This window comes from Mailhella massiliensis (genome assembly GCF_900155525.1).
GTDB lineage: Bacteria > Desulfobacterota > Desulfovibrionia > Desulfovibrionales > Desulfovibrionaceae > Mailhella > Mailhella massiliensis.
Window position 1 is genome coordinate 1,014,801 of sequence record NZ_LT706952.1, and the last position, 19,066, is coordinate 1,033,866.

Sequence of the window (19,066 nt, forward strand, 5' to 3'; positions counted from 1 at the left end):
GGATTCGGGAAATTCCCGAAGCATCCTGTACCGCATAACGTGGAAAATCCGATGACATTCGGAAATTCCGCACAACACAGTCAACACGGAGATATGTATGGAACGCCTAAACCGCCTGCTTATGGCCGCAGTCACTCTGCTGGCCATCGGCATGATCATCTATCAGATGGCTTATACCCAGCTCATCTGTCTCCCCCCGATAAAGCATCAAAATCTACACCTTATGCTGGCCATGATGCTCGTGTTCCTCTGGTCCATGAAGAAGGCACCATCTTGGGTGGGAAAAGCTCTTGCCGCTCTGCTCGCGTTGCTCGCCCTCTATGCTACGACCTACATATTCGTGGAATACGACGATCTGGAAATGTTGCGAGGACCGATCGGAGCTTTAACCGGACAAGACCTGATTGTCGGAAGCCTTCTGCTTATTCTTTCCATTGAAGCATGTCGGCGTGCATTCGGCATCATTTTTCCCCTGGTGGCTCTGCTCTTCATTTCCTACGGAATATTCGGGCATTTCATAAGCGGTCCTCTTGCCGCCCCGGAAATCACCTACCCCGAGCTTATCACTTCCTATGTTATGGGCTTTTCAGGGGGGCTATACGGGACAACGCTTTCCGTCAGCGCTAACTATATTTTTCTCTTCGTCGTCTTCGGTTCTTTTCTCGGGGCGACAGGGGCATCCGGCTTCTTCAACCGCATCGGTCTCATCGTTGGGCGAAGACTTGCGGGCGGACCTGCCATTTCCGCTGTCGTCTCCAGTGCCCTAGTGGGATCCATTACCGGAAGCGCCATGGCTAATGTAGCAACAACTGGCGTTTTCACCATTCCTCTTATGAAACAGGCCGGGTACAGGCCTGAACAGGCTGGAGCCATCGAAGCAGCCGCTTCCACCGGCGGTCAGATCATGCCGCCCGTCATGGGAGCCACGGCCTTTGTTCTGGCGGAAATGGCGCACCGCCCTTATGCCGACGTCATGGCTGCCGCCTTTCTGCCCGCTCTGCTTTATTTTTTCTCTGTTGGGCTCTACGCGCAGCTGCAGGCAAAACGCTTGGGTATCCGCGCAGACAGGATGAGCGCAGGCACCTTTACCACGCGGGAATTTCTTCTCGAAGCACCTCTGTTCCTCGGCCCTCTTTCCCTCATCATCGCCATGCTCGTTCTCGGCTTCTCTCCCATGTTCACCATTTTTTGGGCCATGCTCATCCTGCTCGCCATCAACGCTACCCTACTGTTTTATAAAGGCAAGTTGAAGGATATGCCCGGAGCTTTGATTCCAGCCTGCCGTGAAGGAGCTGTGACAGGTGCCAAGATAGCCGTAACCTGTGCCGTACTCGGTCCCATCGTCACTACCATTACTAAAACATCTCTCGGCATCCGGGTACCCGGTATTATTGCCATGTTCTGCGACGGCAGCCTGCTTCTGGCCCTGTTCATTACCGCTGGAGTCTGCATTCTGCTCGGCATGGGGGTACCGACGTTGGCCGCCTACCTCATGGTGGCCATGGTGGGCGTGCCCACACTGTCAAATCTCGGAATTCCCGCTTTCGCTGCACATATGTTCGTTTTCATCTTTGCGGCATTCTCTGCCATTACACCGCCCATCGCCACCGCCGCCATTCCCGCAGCGGGTATTGCTGAAACAGACTACATGAAAACCGCTATGGAGTCTGCAAAAGTCGGCTGCGTAGGTTTTCTCATTCCTTTTCTGACCATTTTCTCGCCGGAGCTGATGATCGGACAAGGCAACGGCATTGCTACTACTTTTATGGCCTTTTTCTGGACCATCATAGCAGTAATATTTTTATGCATGGGTACGACAGGATTCTTCCTACGACGTCTTCCATTAGCAGAAAGATGCGTTTCACTGTTCATATCCCTATCCATGACTATGACTCTATTTATTCGTTCTCCCTATACTATTGCCACATGCTGCATTATTGCTTCCATGTATCTCTTACGAGAATACGCCATTTATTGCAGAGGAAAGAACACGTTACCAAATAGAAAAGCCAAGGAGGATATATGACTGACTTATTGAACAGGGACATTATTTCACATGAAACTGATGTTCTCGTACTCGGTGGCGGAGCCAGTGGTTGTGCAGCCGCCCTAGCAGCTCATGAAGCCGGCCTGCACGCCATGATCGTAGACAAGGGCCTGCTGGAAAGCTGCGGCTGCATCGGTGGAGGCAACGACCACTTCATGGCCGTACTCAATTCCGACGAACCTTACGACTCCGTCGAAGATCTGGTGCGCTTCTACGACAAACCCGGCAGCGGCCTTCATCCTGAAACTGTACGGGCTTGGGGACAGTCCATGCCGCACATGCTGGACTTCCTTGCTGAAGCAGGTATCGAATTCCGCAGAAACCCCGATGGCTCCTTTATGCGGACCCAAGGATTCGGACAGCCCGGTCACTGGTGGATACTTATCCATCACGGTCAATACATGAAACCCCTCATAGCGAAAAAAATCCGTGCCATGGGTATTGCTGTTCTCGACCGCATCATGGTTACCAAGCTCATCATCAAAAATGGACGCTTTGCCGGAGCCATGGGATACAATGTTCTGGACGGTACCTTCCACAACATCACCGCAAAAACAGCGGTCATGGCACTCGGGCCACGAGTGGAACGTGTCACCTTCAACTCTACGACCAACCCCTACAACTCCCAGCTGCCTCCCTACATTACTGGTTCACAGTATGTGCTTCCCTATGAGGCGGGAGCCCGAATCACCCTGCTTGACGTACGCCAGACCTCATCGGTTCTTCCCAAAAGCTTCGGCAGCCCGGGTATGAACGGTATTACCGGCTCGGGAGCTCATGCCCTGAACTTCAAGGGCGAACGCTTCATGACACGATACCATCCTATGACGGAACAGGCACCGCGCCATTTGTTCTCCCGCGGCACCTACTGCGAGCAAATCATAGGCAACGGCCCCCCTTTCTACATGGATATGCGTCATCTGCCCGACGACGTCCGTGACTGCCTCGAGCATGATCTCATGCCCGGAGACAAGGCTACCTTCCCTGATTATGCAGCGCAAAAGGGTGTCGATTTCACCACAAAACTCATGGAAGTGGAAGTAGGGGAACTCAACCTCGATGGCATGGTCGATCGCGACGCCAACTTCGAAAGCACCATTCCTGGACTTTTCGTCGGTTCAGGATTCCACGCCTTTTCTGGTGCCATGTGCGGCGGTTATGCAGCAGGACAATTCGCGGCAAAGGCCGCGGCAGATATGAAGAATTTTTCCGGCAAGGCAACACAGGAGGAACTGGAGGAAGAACGATCCCGTGTTCTGCGCCCACTCTACTCCGACGGAGACACCACTCATGAGCCTTTTGAATCTGCCATACGACAAGTCATGAGTTACTACATGGGGTATGTGCGCAATGAAAAAGGGATGCTTCAGGCTCTGGACAGCCTCAACCGCATCGCTGCTCTGAAAGACGATCTGTATGCCGAAAACATGCATGAACTCATGCGCATCCATGAAGCGTTCGACCTTCTGACCATGTGTCGTCTTGCAACTCTCTGTACATTGGAAAGAAAGGAAACCTCTGCAAATACCGTCTATCTGCGAACAGATTACCCGAACCCCGACCCCTCCCTGAACAAGGTTCTTGCTGTCCAGAAAGTCGATGGACATCCCAAGGTATTCTGGCTTGAATAAACGTTTTTTCCTGACCCTGTTGCCGTCGATTTGACGCAAAAAAGGAAAACTCCATGCCTCCGAAATTTGATAAGGAACGTTGTGTCTGCTGCGGAACATGCATAGAACGCTGTCCCGGATACATTCTTGACAAAAAGGAAGACGGTTCCCCGTATGTTCGCTACCCCAAAGAATGCTGGCATTGTGCCTGCTGTCGTATCGGTTGTCCCACAGGAGCCGTTTCCATTGTTTTTCCCATCACCCATCTTGTCTAATAACTATCCGCCTTCTGCCGGAGTCGTTTGCTTTCGACTGAAGGCAACGTAGTACTTGCCAGCTTTTTCATAACCAAATTGAAAAAGCTGGCTTTTCATATCTAAAAATAAAACGGATCCTATCCTTTATTACTTTACCCTTTCATATTCTCTGGGGACTCCGTCCGAAACTTTTTCGCTCATCAAAACGATTGCACTCTCCTCTCTCCTGACATATCTTTTTTCTGAAAAATCACCTTCAGGTAATGTTTTATTGAACTGAAAGTTGATCCGCCTTCAAAAGGCATGGCTACCCCAAATGCCACATGCAGATGTGCGGAAGTTTTCTCCTGTGGAAAGGACGATCCATGAGTCAGAACATATCCATCATCGGCAGTCATTCCCCCGTCACGGACGATTCCTCCAGCATTCAGGTACGGGAACACTCGGCAGAAAAAATGGCGCAGGAAGCGCTTTCTGACGCCCCTCTCATGACGGACGAAATGGACAGGGCACGGGAAATGACCCATATCCCGGAAAGGGATCTTTCCGAAGAAGTGCTTGCCCGGCGCAACGAGGAAACCGGTGAAACCGTTGCAGGGCGCGCCCTTGCCTCGGCGCTGGAGAAGGACGACGGTCCCGCCATGCGCGAGGCGTCGCGGCAGCTTCAGGGCAGAGCCCGCACGGCACAGATGGAAAACATGCTGGAACAGGCCAGGCTCTGCGGGACCGCTTCCGCCATGGCAGAAAACGGCTCCGTGGCTCTTGATGAGGTAAACAGAAGTGAAGACGTCTCTTCAGCGGAAAAGACACAGGCGGAAAAGCCGGTGGAAGAAGGGCCTGCCGTGCGCGAACGCACCGTTTCCGAAGAGGTGTTCGACATTCTGCAGGACTTCAGGCCCGGTATGCTCTGCTCCAAAGATATGACTCTTGCCCAGATGCAGGAGGAAGAGGCGAGAGTCGACGCGCTCATCGAAAATTTCTCCGCAGAAGAGGCAGAAGACTCTTCCCATACGATCGTACTTGCGCAGCTTGTGAAATACCAGATACAGCTTTCCAACAGCATCACATGCCGCACGAATCTGGAAGCCGCCCTCGCCACCCTGGAACGGATAAACGGAGAGGAAGGCTCTCCCGCCCGGAAGCTGGAAGCTCTTGTCGAATGTGAACTGCTCTGGCAGAACGGCATGGAACTGAAGAATGCCCTCGGAAAGCTGGAGGAGGGCGACCCGCAACAGATGCTTGATGCGCTGAAAGACAGGGGCATCGGCATCGTGGGAAAGGATCTCGATGTTCTGGAGGACGCCGTCGTCGACGCTGTAACCCGTCAGCTCGGTCTGCTTCAGGCGGAAAACGGCAGTCCGCTGAGCAGCGATTCCCTGGCCGCTCTGGCGAGACTTTCCCTGCGTGCGGGAGAAAACCCGGCGCGCATGTTCGACATTCTGAACAAAGGTCTTTCCTGGGCTTCCAGCGCGGAACAGAAAAACGCGCTCATCAGCGCTCTTGTTTCCGGGGCTGCCGCAACGAATACGCAGGAAGGACGACGGAGCCCGGCGCAGCGGAGCGAAACGCTGCGCTATGTGGACATGGCGTTTCAGGGAGCCTACCCGGAATACGCCGACGAGGCTCTTGCCCTGAAAAAACTGCTTCTGCCGGAACCCGAATACGATGCGGAAGTACGGCTTCAGCATGAATGCACGGTGGCGAGCCGCCATCTCATGAATATTCTCATGGAAGGAAAGGGCCCCTCGGGCAACAGCCGTACGAACGCGCTCGAAAGAACTCTCGGAGGCATGAACGCCGCCTCCGCCCGTTCCTTCATGCTCACGCCGGACATTGTGGATGCCCTCACGAAAAAGGTCGGTCTGCCGGACTTCAACTATCACCTCGCTCATGTGGCCGTTCTGCAGAAGAATGCGGCCGAGGCTGGACTGTTCCCGCTGACGGATGAGCAGAAAACCATCATGGCCGACATGGAAATGTGGTGCATTTCCCTGCATCTGGACAAGAACGTCGCCGCCTATGCCCAAAAACTGCAGCTTGCCCTGGGTGATGACGCCGTCAGGCAGCGCTGCATGCACGAAATTCAGCAGGCCTGCGACCATTTCGTCCGGGGATTCCATGGCGAGCAGGCTCTTGTCGATGCCGGGCGCAAGGTACGGGAGCAGGCAAGCCTGACCGAATCGCTGAGTGCCGGCCGCAGGGAAAACGCCATCTACGCCACTTCCGCCGAATATATGGCGCGCCTCGCCCTCGATCATCACATCGTCAACCTGAGCGGGCTCATCCGGCCGGAAGATCGCTTCCAGGCGGACGGCATGACCCTGAACGGCGCAGCCGTGGACGAGGCCATGCGCAGGCAGACGAGAGCCCTGTATGAAAAACTTTCAGGCAACGAAGACCCCGACGACGTCAGGCTCCGCATGGAAGAAAAGACGCAGAAAAGACGGGTCTTTCTGAACGACGTGCAGCGTTTCGAATCCCATGCCATGACCATGCAGACCCTTGCCGAGAATACGGGTGAAGGCGTGCGCCTGCGCGCCTCGACAAAGGCAAAGGAAGACCTCGTCAAAGCCATGACGGAGGACAGAGCGCTTCTTCACTTCACCTGGCCGCACAGACGCCCGGGCAGAATGAAAACCTGCGATACCGTGCTCGATATCGAACAGCTGGCAAAACAGCTCGAACATGCCGCCACAGATGAAGAGCGGACACGTCTTCAGAACCGGATAGATACACTTCTGGAAAGCCTGAAGGGCATAAGTCCCTTCACCCTCGCTTCCAGTCTCCGGCACAGAAAGGAAACGCCCACGCTGGACGTGGTGCTGAACAGCATGGTTCCGCGTGCACGGGCCCTCGCCTTCTTTGAGAAGAAGGTCGACATCGACGGCCGCCGTACCACGGAAGCGAAGTTCACCCTCAAGAGCATCAAAAATCAGCGCTCCGAGCTGGACAAGCTCCAGAAGGGCATTGATCGCAGCATGAAAAAGCTGCAGTCCCAGTTCGGCAAGGAGAACATACGCAGACTCCAGCAGACCATCGCCGCCGGGCTGTACAAGGTCTTTGCCGAATCCCAGCAGCCTCTTTCCGCATTCACCATCAACGACGTGCCGACCAGGCTGGCCGTTTATGAACAGCTGAAGACCTGGGGCATGCCCATAGATGCCGTGCTGACGCAGCAGCTCGTGAAGCTCACGCTGGCCGCACTCACCACTGCCGACGGAACACTGAAGGAAGAAATCCTTCGCCTTGACGCGGAAAAGAGCGATCTTGCCTACGCGGGAAAGGAAAGCGCGGAAACCATGAAAAGGGAACTGCGTGAAAACGGCGCGAGCCTCTTCTCCGCCTGGAAGCAGACACGTCACTTCATCAATCACTCCCTGCTGCCCGACGAACGGCGCAGAGCCGAAGGCATACGCGCCCTGATGCGCGAAGCCTCCATGCCCGGCTCCGGCTTCGTGTACGACAAATCCCGTGGTCTGGTCATGGATACGGGGGCCATCTTCACGCCCTTCACCTCTTCCAAATCGCTGATCAGCATGGTCAGCCTGGCACACCCGCTTTCCCTGCGCCTGCGCCTCATGGCAAACAGCAGCATGAGCGTCAGCAACGTGGGCGGCGGCTGCTATCAGGTCATACTCAAGGGCGGACTCGCGGCTTCGCTGGGCGCCACCATGAAGATCGGCATACCTCACACCCCGCTCACCCTCATCCCGGGCGGCAATGTGGGCGGCAAAGGCGAAACCGGCCTTGCGCTCACCTTTAAAAGCGAAAAAGACTGCGAAGCCTTCCTCAACGCCTTTATGAGGCCGGATTCCGGGCTGCACGAACACTCAAGCGAAACATATAATCCCGACCTGTGGCTGTGCGCCTCGCAGGTGCGCTTCATCGACGGCGACGCCGTTTCCGGCGACGTTTCCCTCGGCCTCATGATCTCTCTGTTCCAGCAGCTTCTTCCCCTCGGTTTCGCGGCCTCGGGGTCAGCCACCTTTGCCGTTTCCGCAGCAGGAGACGTATCGCAGCAGGTGGAACAGAACGCCTCGGGCGAAACCACCACCTTCGGCATCAAGACGAAAGTCACGCTGGCGGCCAGCGCCTCCCCCGGAATTTCCCACGGCAACGTCTACATCGGCAGCCCCAAGGCGACCCTTGCCGGAGCAGTTTCCCTGGATATGGAACAGCGCTTCAAGATCAATACCGGCCCGCAGGGAATCATGCCCACGACGTGCATGGAAACGGAATGCGCGGCGGGTCTGCTGAAAAACAGAGCCCTGCACGACATCACCCGGGCGCTGCTCCTGCCCTCCTCCATCAGGGAGCGCATCGCCCAGGACGCGGCCTTTTCCGATTCCTTTGAAAGGCTCCTGCGCGGCATGCCGCCCACGGCACTCCTTACCGTGCACCGTGAACTCAAGCCCGCCGTACTGGACGAAACCCGCAGGCTCTTTGTGGAAGCGCGCATGGCCCACGGCGAGGACGCCCGCAAGGCCGCGCTGAAAAAGGCTCACGAACTGCTGGCTTCTTCCGATTCCTACACGCCCACGCGCATAAGCATACGCAATGTCGCCCCGTCCGATATTTCCCGGAACTGGTCGCCGGGGCTTGTCGCGTTCCAGTACGCAAGAAACAACACCTTCGCCCGCATCAGGTCCGGCAATGTTCTGAACATCCCGCTTCCCCAGGACGCATAATACCGCTACAGAGGAATAACACCCATGTCTCTTCAATCGCTGCATGCCATGCTTGCCGAGGCTCTTGCCGGAGCCGGACTTCCCCCCGCGTCCATCAGTGCTTCCGGCACGTCGCTCATCAATATCAAGGGGCTGGAAATCGGAATGGAATACCTGGAAGCGGAAGACAAGGTTGCGCTCTACTGCAGCATCGGCAGGCTTTCTCCCGGCGCCGCATCGGAAATATATGAGTTTCTGCTGGAAAAGAACCTGCTCGGGGCAAAAACAGGCGGAGGGCACATAGGACTGTACGCCCCTGCGCGCACCCTCATCTTCTCCCTTGTGCTCGACGTGACCGCGCTCAGTGCCGCACGGCTTTCCAATGTCCTCGACCGTTTTACGGAACATGCGACGGAACTCATTGACGAGATGGAGGAGCGCCTTGCCGAACCTTCCGGCAATACGGAGCTTTCTCCTCTCATGGGCAATATGCTGTGGGCATGACGTCCAACAGAAAGCGTGTTTAACGCTCTTCCGCCATCCTGCAAGGCTTGTGCAGACTCTTCTGAGAAAAACAGAGGGCCTTCCCCCAAAAGGGAAGGCCCTTATCGTTCATGTCTTCCGGGAAAACGCCGCCCTATTACGCCGCAACAGCTCGTAGAGCAAAAATTTTCTCACCGGGCGGAGTCACTCCCGCTCCCGGCAGATTTCCACAAAACTACCGGGAGATACTGCCGAGCAGCCCTACGCAGCGGGAAGAAAACGTACGTTCCTTCGGAGCCCCTCATATTCTCAGCATGGTCATGGCATCATACGTACCCGTATCGGCTGCTTCCTCATTCCCCGTCATGGCCTGCAAGGCGAGCTTTTCCTGTTCGGCGGCCATGTCGCGCAGCTTCTCCTGCCAATGCTCCGCAAGAAGAACAACGGCATCGAGTCTGCGGAGAAAATCCTCCGCCGACAATCCGTACACGGGCACGGCATAATTCAGCCCAACCCTGTTGGCGGAAATGTCATAACTTAACGCGCCTCCTCCGCTCTGGAGGAAAAGAAAGTTGGCGGAAAGCAGCTGACGCAGAACCTGCTCGTCCCGCCAGCCGGAAAGAGAACCGAGTTCCACATAAATGACGAACATGTTCTGCGCTTCCAGCCACTGAAGCAGTATTCCCCTGTCTTCCAGCTCCAGATACGCGCTGCCGGAAGAAGAAAGCCGGATATCCAGCCCCGTTTCCCTGTTGAGCGCATCAATATATGGTAAGTACTGACTCATACTCTGCCTCCTTACCCTGACATTTTCTGCAAGAATCATACCGGATCATGTTCCGCGAACCTGTCGAAAAACGACGCGTAACCGGTCCTCTCTCTTGAAATAAGCGGAAAAGAATCCCCTTTCAATCATCGGAAAGGCCCTTTGCCTCTCCCTCAAAACGGAAAACTCTGCCCCATCTCTGGCAGAAAACGGTAAAAAAAGAGGGAACGCCGTGACGGGCACTCCCTCTCCGGGTCTTTCGACCCTGCGGTTCTTCTTTCCCCGGCAGGGGACGCACCATAAGTCCCGGAGTGAACCGCCGGCGGTCCCCCGGGCATGGCGGCGAGGCAGAACGCCGCCATGGAGAAAGTACGCGGGGAAAAGAACCGACCGCATTGCAACGACAAAAAATACTGGCAAGCAAACACCACCGCAGCCATACGCGAATGTACGTCTGCGGCGGTGCCTGAAGTTCTTCTCTTCCCGGGGCAACTACAGCGCGTCCTTCCCCGATTCTCCCGTACGGATGCGTATGACGTTGTCCACCGGCAGAATGAAGATCTTGCCGTCTCCCACAGCGCCCGTGCGGGCATGTTTCAGAATGACCTCCACGGCGTCGTCCACCTTTTCATCTTCCATGACGATTTCCAGCATCATCTTGGAGCGGAAATCCACCTCCATTTTCCGGGAGCGGTAAATTTCCGTATGACCGCGCTGCCTGCCGAAGCCGCGCACCTCCATGAGCGTCGCGCCGCCTATACCTATGGCGCTCAAAGCTTCCTTCACGTCTTCCACGGTTTCCAGCCTCAATATCACCTGAAGTTTCTTCATCTTTTTTTCCTTTTACCGGCCTTACTCCAAGCAAGCCGGGCTGACTAGAACTGGTAGCCGGATTCGGAGTGTTCCGAAATATCGAGACCCGTCACTTCCTTTTCCAGAGGAACGCGCAGGCCCACGATCCTGTCGGTGAGCTTGAGAAGCAGGAAGCTCACGGGGAAGCAGAACCCTGTCGTGGCTATCACGGACACAGCCTGCACGAAGAACTGATGGACATTGCCGTACAGAAGTCCGTCCACCCCGTTGACGGAGGCACTGGCAAATACGCCCGTAAGAAGCGCCCCCAGCACACCGCCTATGCCGTGTATCCCCACCACGTCCAGCGCATCGTCATAGTGGAACACGCTCTTCAGAAAAATGCCGCCGTAGCATACCGCGCCGCCGAGAAGTCCCATGACTACGGCCGCCCAGGGTTCGACGAAACCGGCAGCAGGAGTGATGACCACAAGGCCCGCCACGGCGCCGGACGCCGCGCCCAGAACGGTGAAATGCCCCGTATGCAGGCGTTCCACCGCAAGCCAGCCGAGAATGGCGCAGCCTGCGGAAAGATGCGTGGTGACCAGAGCGTTGGCGGCAAGGCCGTTCGCCGCAAGAGCGCTGCCCGCGTTGAAGCCGAACCAGCCGAACCACAGAAGCCCCGCGCCGAGCACCGTCATGGGAATATTGTGGGGCAGTCCGGCCCGGCGACCCATGGTGGTACGCCGCCCGAGAACGACGGCTGCGGCAAGGGCGGCGGAACCGGAGCTCATGTGCACCACGGCGCCGCCTGCAAAATCAAGCGCGCCCATCTTCATGAGCCAGCCCCCGCCCCACACCCAGTGCGCCATGGGGCAGTAAACCACAATCAGCCACAGCGTGGAAAAAAGCAGCATGGCCTGAAAATGGATGCGTTCGGCGTACGCGCCTGAAATGAGAGCAGGCGTCAGCGCGGCGAACATGCACTGAAACGCCATGAACGCCAGCGCAGGAATGCTGCTGCCTTCCGAAGGATCCATGCCCACGCCCCTCAGAAAAAGATGCTCAAAACCGCCTATAAGACCGTGCACGTCAGGTCCGAAGGCCAGCGTATAGCCCACAAGAGGCCAGAGCAGCGCCCCCACGCCGAGAAGCACGAAACTGTGCATGGTGGTGGAAAGCACATTGCGCGAGGCCACAAGCCCCCCGTAAAACAAAGCCAGAGCCGGAACCATGAGCATGACAAGCATGGCGCTGACCAGGACAAAACCCGTATCGGCCGCATTCATCATCGTATCCTCCTTCACTGTGAACGCAGATGTCCTTTCTTCTGCATATTCCGTGCCACCATGAAGAAGAGATTCAATATACTGAAATATATTATTTATTTTATATACAGCGTTTCTTTTCCACGGAACATTTCCGTACCGCTTGTTCCCTCATCTTTCCCGGAAGGGCTCCGATTTCTCCCAAAACGGCTTCACACGCTCCAACAGGGCGATACACTTTCGTATTATTCATTCACCGCAGACGATCCCATTCCGCATCAGCCCATATTCTTTTCCGACGCCGGAAAATACGCTTCTCCGTACATGGCTCTTTCTCAGGCCGGGAAGGACTCACCCGACACGAAAGGGCCGAAGCTCCCGGCTCCGGCCCTTTCGTGTGTTGCGAGGCACGCTTTCCCCTCGCGGATATCAGTATTCCCGGAAAATAGTTTTCCCGGCAGGCTGAAACGCCGTTTCCCGGACAGGACGCTCCTTTTCCGAAAAGCCTACCTCCGCCAGAATCCCCATGCCTGCCGATATTGTTCTGGACAGACTCAGTGCATGGAACAGGCTTCCAGAGCCTTGTCCAGCGTGGCGGTATGATCGCGCAGACGGCCGTACGCAAAAAAGTAGCGGTGCAGCGTCCACGCCTCAAGATCAAGGATATCAAGCTTGCCTTCGCTCTCATCGCAGAGGAAGGGCCTGACGGCTTCCACCACTTCCGCATCGGGGAAAACATCCCCTTCGTAGCTGATGCGCAGAAGATCGCCCGAAAGCTCCACGGCCTCGGGAATATACCAGTCGTCCAGCACGGCCCGCACGGCATTCAGGGTTTCTTCCGTGGCCGGACTCAGCGCCCCGTAGGCCTTGACGATCACCGGTCTCATAAGGTCTCCCCTGCTCCTCTCCGCCTCGACGGAAGAGGAACGGATAAAAAAACGCCGCGCGGATCGGCTCCGCGCGGCGTAAGGAAAAGAAAAAAAGACTAGCGCATGGCCCCCATGATGGACATGGCGGCATTGCCGAGCACATCGGCCAGCGTACCGGAAAGCGTTTCCTCGGGCAGAGCGGAACCGGGAATACCGGTCTTTTCCTGCTGGGAGGCGAAGCTCTTGGTCACCGCAGCCTGCTTCTGACTGTAGAGACGGGTCTGGATGCGGATGACGGCATTATAGGTGCTGAGGCTCTTTTCCGTAAGCCACACGCGTTCCACCACGCCGCCCACGATGTAGTCGGGCTGCCCGGCCTGAGCCTGGGCCATGGAAGAGGCCACGGAAACCTGCGCGCCCTGACGGGCCAGTTCGTCGGCCAGAGACTGACTTACCCATTCGGCCACGCTGGAGCCGGGCTGGAAGGGACTGCCGTCCTTGCGGGTGCCGATGTCGATGCGGCCGCGCTGATCCTCAAACACCACCACGGTCACGCGCGGAGCCGTGGATACGGGCAGGACGGAAGAGCCGCTGGTATTGTACAGCAGGCGGACATTGTTCTGGGCCATGCAGCCGGTAAGGACCGTCGCGGCGAAAAGCAGCACCGCGCAGAAGGCCAGGGAAAGACGACGGAAATGGTTCATACCTTACTCCTGAAAAAGGGATGGACTATTCTAACGCGTTTGCGGGCAAGACGCAACGCGCCGTCGCGCCCTACAGCCCCATCCGTACCTGATACAGACGATTTCCCCGCAGCACCTGAAGCAGTACCTGCCGCTTGAGAAAATCCCTGCGGAACGAATCGAGAAAGTCCCTGCGCGTATGGGTAGGCCGCCCGGAAACCGCCGGAATGACATCGCCCTTCTGCAGCCCGAGCCGCCCTGCCGGGGACTGCTCCTGCACGCCGGTGACCACGACGCCGTTCCGGCCGTCCTTCACCTTCATGCCCCAGCGGCGCAGGGCCAGTTTTTCGGCCGTACCGTCGTCGAAATCCGCCGTCTTCAGGCTGAAGGTCTTTTCCCTGCCGTCGCGCCATATCTTCAGCGTCACCGGAGCATGGGGCTGATGGTTGCGCAGGAGGGAAAGATACTTGTCGCGGTCGGAAACGCGGTTGCCGCCCAGCTCCAGAATGACATCGCCGGGCCGTATGCCCGCCTTTTCCGCCGGGCCGTCCTTGAACACCTCCGTCACCAGCAGTCCTTCCGCCTCCGGCAGACGCAGATAACGCGCCGTGCGCGGGTCCACGTTCTGCCCGATGAGCGCAAGCCACGGCGTGCTGACATGCCCCTGATCGAGAATCTCATCCACCACGCGACGCGCCTTGCTGATGGGAATGGCGAACCCTATGCCCTGCGCCTTGTCGTAAATGGCGGTGTTCACGCCCACAAGCTCGCCCAGAATATTGAGAAGCGGCCCCCCGCTGTTGCCGGGATTGATGGCGGCATCCGTCTGAATAAGGTCGGTGAACACGCCGTCCTCGGCTTCTATGGTACGATCCAGCGCGGAAATGACGCCCGTGGTCACGGTGTGGGAAAAACCGTAGGGATTACCGATGGCGATGACGCTTTCCCCGGGCATGAGATCGGTGGAATCGCCCATGGCGACGGAGGGAAGATTCTTTGCGCCCTTGAGCCGGAGCACGGCGATGTCGAAATCCGGTTCCGCACCCACCACGTCGGCGGAGAAGGAACGCCCGTCGAGAAGGCGTACGGAAATATCGGAAGCGCCGTTCACCACATGCGCATTGGTAAGGACCAGAGAACGACGGCCGTCGATGATGATGCCGGAGCCGATGGCCTCTCCGCGGAGATCACGGCCGGGCATGTCGAAAAAGAGGTCGAACGGCGTCAGCTCGCGGGAGGAACGCCGCTCCACCAGCGTGCTTGTGATGTTCACGACGGCGGGGGCCACGGCCTCCACGGCCCTGACCGCAGGCGTGACTCTGGCCTGCTGTCTCGCCGTCAGGGCGCGGGGTGCCGTCGCGGCTTCGGTGGAAAGGGGAAGAAGAAGCGCGCAGACAAGGAAAAGAATACGGAATTTCATAGATTCACCATGGTTGAACGCCCCTCCGCTCACAGGAACGAAGGGGCACTGTCCATCCCGCCATGAACGGAGAAACAAAAGCCCTGAGCCTCTGCCTCTCCTTTTTCATGCGGACGAAAACATCAGACCGGAATACCTCAGCGCCGATGCACGAACGCGCCGTCCGGGCGGGAATCCGGCCGCGGTCTTGCCGCAGGCCGGGGAGCTTCGGGCCTCTTCGGCGGAGAGGAGGGCCGGTGTACGAACGTGGCGTCGGGACGCGGAGCCGGGCGCTGTACGGCAGGTTTCGGACGGGGGGCAGGCGGTCTTGCCTCCGGTCCGGACGGACGATGTACAGGGGGAGGCGGCGCATGATGGACGACGGGTCGCGGCGGAGGCGGCCGATGGTCGTCATACGGCTGCGGAACGCAGCCGACCAGCAGCAGACAGCTCAATACGACGGGGAACACTCTCATGAAAACCTCCTGAACGTCAGATTTTCCGATGCGCGCAGGCCGCAACGAAAAGAAGGTCTGCATAAACGTCGCTCAAAAAACTTTCCCCTGAACCTTGCTTCGGCCCCCCCCCTTCGGCGGGCACATGCCGCACCTTTCCGCAACAGGTACGTTTCCTTTCCGCAAGGTCCGTCCCGTGCGCCGCCTCTGCGGAAGAGCCCTTCTGCGGAGGGGCGGCGCCTCTCGGACGTCAGGAATCTAGCGCCACCTCGGTCCGGGGTGTGCGGGAGGCGGGGGCATGGTCGAAGGGGCGTTGTAGCCGGGGCCTCCGTGATGACCATGGGGATGATGCCATCCGCAGCCCGCCAGAGCGAAGGCCGTACACAACACGGCGATCAGACAAAAACGATACATGGGATCTCCTTTTTATTTCGCGTCCTTCGTCCGCCGGAAGGTGGCCGTGGCGCGCAGTCCTCCTTCAGGGCGGTTTTCCAGCGTCACGTCGCCGCCGTGCATACGGGCCATGCTCCGGGCTATGGAAAGTCCGAGTCCCGTACCGCCGGTACTGCGGTTGCGTGAACGCTCCACCCTGTAGAAGGGTTCAAACACCTTTTTCAGTTCCGCCTCCGCTATGCCGGGTCCGCTGTCGGAAATGATGACGGAGAGCATGTCGTCCCCATCCACCACGTCCACAACCACATGCCCCCCATAGCGCAGGGCGTTATCCATAAGGTTGGCAAGGCAGCGCTTCATGCTGAGCGGTCTTGCCGCAAGCGGCCGGATGGAGAACATCGCCTCGGGGTCCTGAAGCCGCGTTTCCAGCTGAATGTCCATGCCCATGTCCTGCCTGTCTTCCACAAGGCTCTCGATGAGCGACATCACGTCCACCATGGCCACGTTTTCACTCTTGCTGCGTGCGATGTCGATGGTGGTATCCATGATCTGCTGAAGTTCGCCTATATCCTTCTGCAGAGGGGCCCGCTGGCTTTCGTCGAGCTGTTCCACACGCAGGCGCATACGGGTAAGCGGGGTGCGCAGATCGTGCGATACTGCCGCAAGCGTACGTTCGCGCTCATCCAGAAACTCGCGGATGCTCGTCTGCATACGGTTGAAGGCCTGCGCAGCCTCCCGCACTTCGCTGGGACCCGTTTCCGGCAGAGCCGGAGTTCTGATATCGCGTCCGAAGCGGTCGGCGGCGCGGGCCAGCCGCCGCAGGGGCTTCACGCACAGATAGAAGGCCAGCAGGCTGATGGCCACGAAAAACATTTCAATGGCGATGATGCTCGTAAAAGGAAAGTACGGCATGGGAGGATATCCGGGAGCGGAATCCTCAATGACCACCCATGTGCCGTCATGCAGAGGAACCACGGCCGTGGCCTGATAGACGGAAGGCCCGGGATTTCTCTTGGCCTTGGAAAAATACTGGCAGACCGACTGCCCGAAGGACTCCATGGGACTCGGCAGATTGAGTTCGCTCACGGCAAGCAGCGCGCGGCGCGGCACCTCGTCGCCGCGCATCTTGTCCCCGTGCTTGCGGCCGTGATGCTGCTGCATACCGTCGCCGTACAGTCGGGCAAGAGAAAGGTTCAGCATGTATTCCATGAGCACGGAAGCCTCGCGCAGGTCCTCGTCCTTCACGGTAAGCACCGGACAGGAAGAGGTGAAGCTTACGAAAAAGCCCCGGCTGTTGAACTGCTCGCGCAGCACGAAGCGGATTTCCGCCGACGTGGAATCCAGAAGCGCCGCCACCTCCGCCATGCGGCGCGCCCTGTCGGCCATGAGTCCGCGCATGAAGTAGAAATGACGGGATTCCCCTGCGTAGATGGTGGTGAGCAGCAGCATGGCGAAGAAGCCGCCGGAAAAAATGAGAATGAGCCGCGCGAACAGAGAATCGGGCGACAAACGCGAAAAAAAGCGGCGCAGGCGGGCAAGCGCCCCCCTGCCCTGCGACGAGATGCTCCTGCTTCCCGCAGCCATGGTCATTCCACCGTAATGGCGCTGGTGAACACATAGCCGTCACCGCGCACGGTTTTGATGAGCTTGTTCTCGCGCCCCTTGTCTCCGTCGCCGGTATCGCGCAGGCGGGCGCGCAGACGGCAGACCTGTACGTCGAGACTGCGGTCGAAGGGGCTGCGGTCGGTTTCCTGCCCCTGAAGTTCATCCTGAATGAAATCGCGGCTGAGCACCTTCTGCGGATGTTCCAGAAAAATGGTGAGCAGCCGGTATTCCGCACCGCTCAGGTTCACCACCATCCCGCCGGGCGCAATGAGATGCCGGGCCGAGACATCCAGCGTCCAGCCGCTGAAGTGATAGGCTTTTTCCGCGCGACCGGCTTCGGCCGAAACATCGGCCACCCTGCCGGAACGACGCAGCACGGCGCGTATGCGTGCCAGAAGCTCACGCGGCTGGAAAGGCTTGACCACATAGTCGTCGGCGCCGAGCTCCAGCCCCACCACGCGGTCGGCGGTATCGCCGAGAGCGGTAAGGAATATCACGGGAACGGAGGAAAGCCCCTCCGTGGCGCGCAGCCTGCGGCACAGGGAAAGCCCGTCTTCTCCGGGCATCATGATGTCGAGAACGACAAGATCGGGCTTCTCCTGCTCTAGGCTCTCGAACATGGCCTTGCCGCCGTCGGCCACACGCACCAGAAAACCGTGCTGGCGCAGATAGTCGGCCATAAGGTCGCGTATATCCTGATCGTCGTCGACAACCAGCAGAGACAGAGAAGAAGTCTGGGAAAGTTCGGTATCGGGCATGGCAATAACCTCCGGGAGAGTCTGAATCGACTATAGCCGGGAGCGGGCCCGAACGCACCTTTTTTCCTGTTACAATATGTTGCAGGAAACTTGCTTCTCCTTGCCCCGGCCTTCCCGGAACACGCACGGCAGAAAATCCGTTTTTTCCCGGTCACTCCATGCTGCGCAGCCTTTCCTCCACCTCGTCGATGATGTAGCGGGGGGTGGAGGCCCCGGCGGTCAGTCCCACGGTACGCACGCCGGAAAAATCCGCCGCATTCAGTTCCGCAGCCGTTTCCACAAGCACCGTGGGCACGCCGCGCATTCTGGCAAGTTCCGCAAGACGGCGCGTATTGCCGCTGGACTTGCCTCCCGCCACCACCATGGCCTGCACGCGCGCGGCAACCTCTCCGGCTTCCTCCTGGCGTTCGCGCGTGGCGTCGCAGATGGTGTCGAGCACCACGAGGGAAGAACCCAGGCGTTCCACAAGGCGGCGGTGCATTTCGTCGAAAATCAGCCTGTCCTGAGTGGTCTGGGCCGCAAGCACCACGGCCTTTCCCTCCGGGGGCGTTCCCTTCAGCAGCTCATCCAGCTCCGCAAGGGAGGAAAAGATACGGCTTCTTCCCGCCGCGTAGGAAATGAGTCCCCTCACCTCGGGATGTTCCGCCTCTCCGTAAAGCAGAAGCTCCCTTCCCGAAGCCGTGGCTTCGGCAATGGCGAGCTGGGCGTTCTTCACCCGGGGGCAGGTGGCGTCCTCCACCCTTGCACAGCGCCTGCGGAGTTCCGCCTCCACATCACGGGGAATGCCGTGGGCGCGGATGAGCACCGACATGTCGGCCTCGGCCTCCGCCACGGAACGCAGGCAGCGCACTCCCTTGCGGGCATAATCCTCCAGCACCTGAGGGTTGTGGATGATTTCCCCCAGCGTCGCCACCCTTTCTCCGGGCCGGGCCTCCACTATGGTGTCGAGCTTGTGCAGGGCAAGGGCGACGCCCATGCAGAAACCGGCATGACTTGCGCGTACGACGTTCATGA

General features: G+C 58.2%; 14 protein-coding genes. 4 read left to right on the top strand and 10 right to left on the bottom strand.

Annotated elements, in window-relative coordinates:
- Positions 1-97 precede the first annotated feature (97 nt).
- From CZ345_RS14920 to CZ345_RS14940, 4 genes are all read left to right on the top strand, one after another.
- Positions 98-2,026, top strand: coding sequence for a TRAP transporter permease (locus tag CZ345_RS14920; protein WP_077073855.1), 1,929 nt, complete (start codon positions 98-100; stop codon positions 2,024-2,026).
- Complete coding sequence (locus CZ345_RS14925; protein ID WP_077073856.1) at positions 2,023-3,678, top strand: FAD-binding protein; 1,656 nt, start codon at positions 2,023-2,025, stop codon at positions 3,676-3,678. The genes CZ345_RS14920 and CZ345_RS14925 overlap by 4 nt, the downstream gene beginning before the upstream one ends.
- 601 nt (positions 3,679-4,279) lie before the next feature.
- Complete coding sequence (locus tag CZ345_RS14935; RefSeq protein WP_077073858.1) at positions 4,280-8,602, top strand: hypothetical protein; 4,323 nt, start codon at positions 4,280-4,282, stop codon at positions 8,600-8,602.
- 24 nt (positions 8,603-8,626) lie between these two features.
- Positions 8,627-9,085 (top strand): type III secretion system chaperone, encoded by a 459-nt coding sequence (locus tag CZ345_RS14940; RefSeq protein ID WP_077073859.1) that lies wholly within the window; start codon positions 8,627-8,629, stop codon positions 9,083-9,085.
- A gap of 280 nt (positions 9,086-9,365) precedes the next feature.
- Here the strand turns inward: CZ345_RS14940 and CZ345_RS14945 are convergent, their stop codons facing one another.
- The 10 genes from CZ345_RS14945 to ispH all read right to left on the bottom strand — a co-directional run bounded on the left by CZ345_RS14945 (position 9,366) and on the right by ispH (position 19,064).
- Positions 9,366-9,851 carry a type III secretion system chaperone gene (locus tag CZ345_RS14945; protein ID WP_077073860.1) on the bottom strand — a complete coding sequence of 162 codons (486 nt, stop codon included), beginning with the start codon at positions 9,849-9,851 and terminating at the stop codon, positions 9,366-9,368.
- A gap of 471 nt (positions 9,852-10,322) precedes the next feature.
- Positions 10,323-10,661 (bottom strand): P-II family nitrogen regulator, encoded by a 339-nt coding sequence (locus tag CZ345_RS14950; RefSeq protein ID WP_077073861.1) that lies wholly within the window; start codon positions 10,659-10,661, stop codon positions 10,323-10,325.
- Between the two features lie 44 nt (positions 10,662-10,705).
- Positions 10,706-11,911, bottom strand: coding sequence for an ammonium transporter (locus CZ345_RS14955; RefSeq protein WP_077074136.1), 1,206 nt, complete (start codon positions 11,909-11,911; stop codon positions 10,706-10,708).
- Positions 11,912-12,444: 533 nt separating this feature from the next.
- Entirely contained in the window at positions 12,445-12,777 is a 333-nt protein-coding gene (locus CZ345_RS14960; protein WP_077073862.1) for a hypothetical protein, read from the bottom strand.
- 98 nt (positions 12,778-12,875) lie between these two features.
- A complete protein-coding gene (locus CZ345_RS14965; RefSeq protein ID WP_077073863.1) occupies positions 12,876-13,463 on the bottom strand; it encodes a YajG family lipoprotein in 588 nt (195 codons plus the stop codon).
- Between the two features lie 70 nt (positions 13,464-13,533).
- The gene (locus CZ345_RS14970) at positions 13,534-14,862 is read right to left on the bottom strand and encodes a trypsin-like peptidase domain-containing protein (protein WP_077073864.1); all 1,329 of its coding nucleotides are present in this window, start codon (positions 14,860-14,862) and stop codon (positions 13,534-13,536) included.
- A 692-nt stretch (positions 14,863-15,554) separates the two neighbouring features.
- Positions 15,555-15,710, bottom strand: a complete 156-nt coding sequence (locus CZ345_RS16930; protein ID WP_154674818.1) for a hypothetical protein — start codon at positions 15,708-15,710, stop codon at positions 15,555-15,557.
- 12 nt (positions 15,711-15,722) lie between these two features.
- Positions 15,723-17,273 carry an ATP-binding protein gene (locus tag CZ345_RS14975; protein ID WP_077073865.1) on the bottom strand — a complete coding sequence of 517 codons (1,551 nt, stop codon included), beginning with the start codon at positions 17,271-17,273 and terminating at the stop codon, positions 15,723-15,725.
- Between the two features lie 2 nt (positions 17,274-17,275).
- Positions 17,276-18,052: a response regulator gene (locus tag CZ345_RS14980; protein ID WP_077073866.1), complete on the bottom strand. Its 777-nt coding sequence runs from the start codon at positions 18,050-18,052 to the stop codon at positions 17,276-17,278.
- 151 nt (positions 18,053-18,203) lie between these two features.
- On the bottom strand, positions 18,204-19,064 hold the full coding sequence (gene ispH, locus CZ345_RS14985; protein WP_077073867.1) for a 4-hydroxy-3-methylbut-2-enyl diphosphate reductase: 861 nt from the start codon (positions 19,062-19,064) through the stop codon (positions 18,204-18,206).
- Between the last annotated feature and the right edge of the window lie 2 nt (positions 19,065-19,066).

Bases quoted from the DNA above. Each gene is read 5' to 3' on its own strand.
- CZ345_RS14920 (WP_077073855.1), top strand. From the start codon at position 98: ATGGAACGCCTAAACCGCCTGCTTATGGCCGCAGTCACTCTGCTGGCC.
- CZ345_RS14925 (WP_077073856.1), top strand. From the start codon at position 2,023: ATGACTGACTTATTGAACAGGGACATTATTTCACATGAAACTGATGTT.
- CZ345_RS14935 (WP_077073858.1), top strand. From the start codon at position 4,280: ATGAGTCAGAACATATCCATCATCGGCAGTCATTCCCCCGTCACGGAC.
- CZ345_RS14940 (WP_077073859.1), top strand. From the start codon at position 8,627: ATGTCTCTTCAATCGCTGCATGCCATGCTTGCCGAGGCTCTTGCCGGA.
- CZ345_RS14945 (WP_077073860.1), bottom strand. From the start codon at position 9,851: ATGAGTCAGTACTTACCATATATTGATGCGCTCAACAGGGAAACGGGG.
- CZ345_RS14950 (WP_077073861.1), bottom strand. From the start codon at position 10,661: ATGAAGAAACTTCAGGTGATATTGAGGCTGGAAACCGTGGAAGACGTG.
- CZ345_RS14955 (WP_077074136.1), bottom strand. From the start codon at position 11,911: ATGAATGCGGCCGATACGGGTTTTGTCCTGGTCAGCGCCATGCTTGTC.
- CZ345_RS14960 (WP_077073862.1), bottom strand. From the start codon at position 12,777: ATGAGACCGGTGATCGTCAAGGCCTACGGGGCGCTGAGTCCGGCCACG.
- CZ345_RS14965 (WP_077073863.1), bottom strand. From the start codon at position 13,463: ATGAACCATTTCCGTCGTCTTTCCCTGGCCTTCTGCGCGGTGCTGCTT.
- CZ345_RS14970 (WP_077073864.1), bottom strand. From the start codon at position 14,862: ATGAAATTCCGTATTCTTTTCCTTGTCTGCGCGCTTCTTCTTCCCCTT.
- CZ345_RS16930 (WP_154674818.1), bottom strand. From the start codon at position 15,710: ATGTATCGTTTTTGTCTGATCGCCGTGTTGTGTACGGCCTTCGCTCTG.
- CZ345_RS14975 (WP_077073865.1), bottom strand. From the start codon at position 17,273: ATGGCTGCGGGAAGCAGGAGCATCTCGTCGCAGGGCAGGGGGGCGCTT.
- CZ345_RS14980 (WP_077073866.1), bottom strand. From the start codon at position 18,052: ATGCCCGATACCGAACTTTCCCAGACTTCTTCTCTGTCTCTGCTGGTT.
- ispH (WP_077073867.1), bottom strand. From the start codon at position 19,064: ATGAACGTCGTACGCGCAAGTCATGCCGGTTTCTGCATGGGCGTCGCC.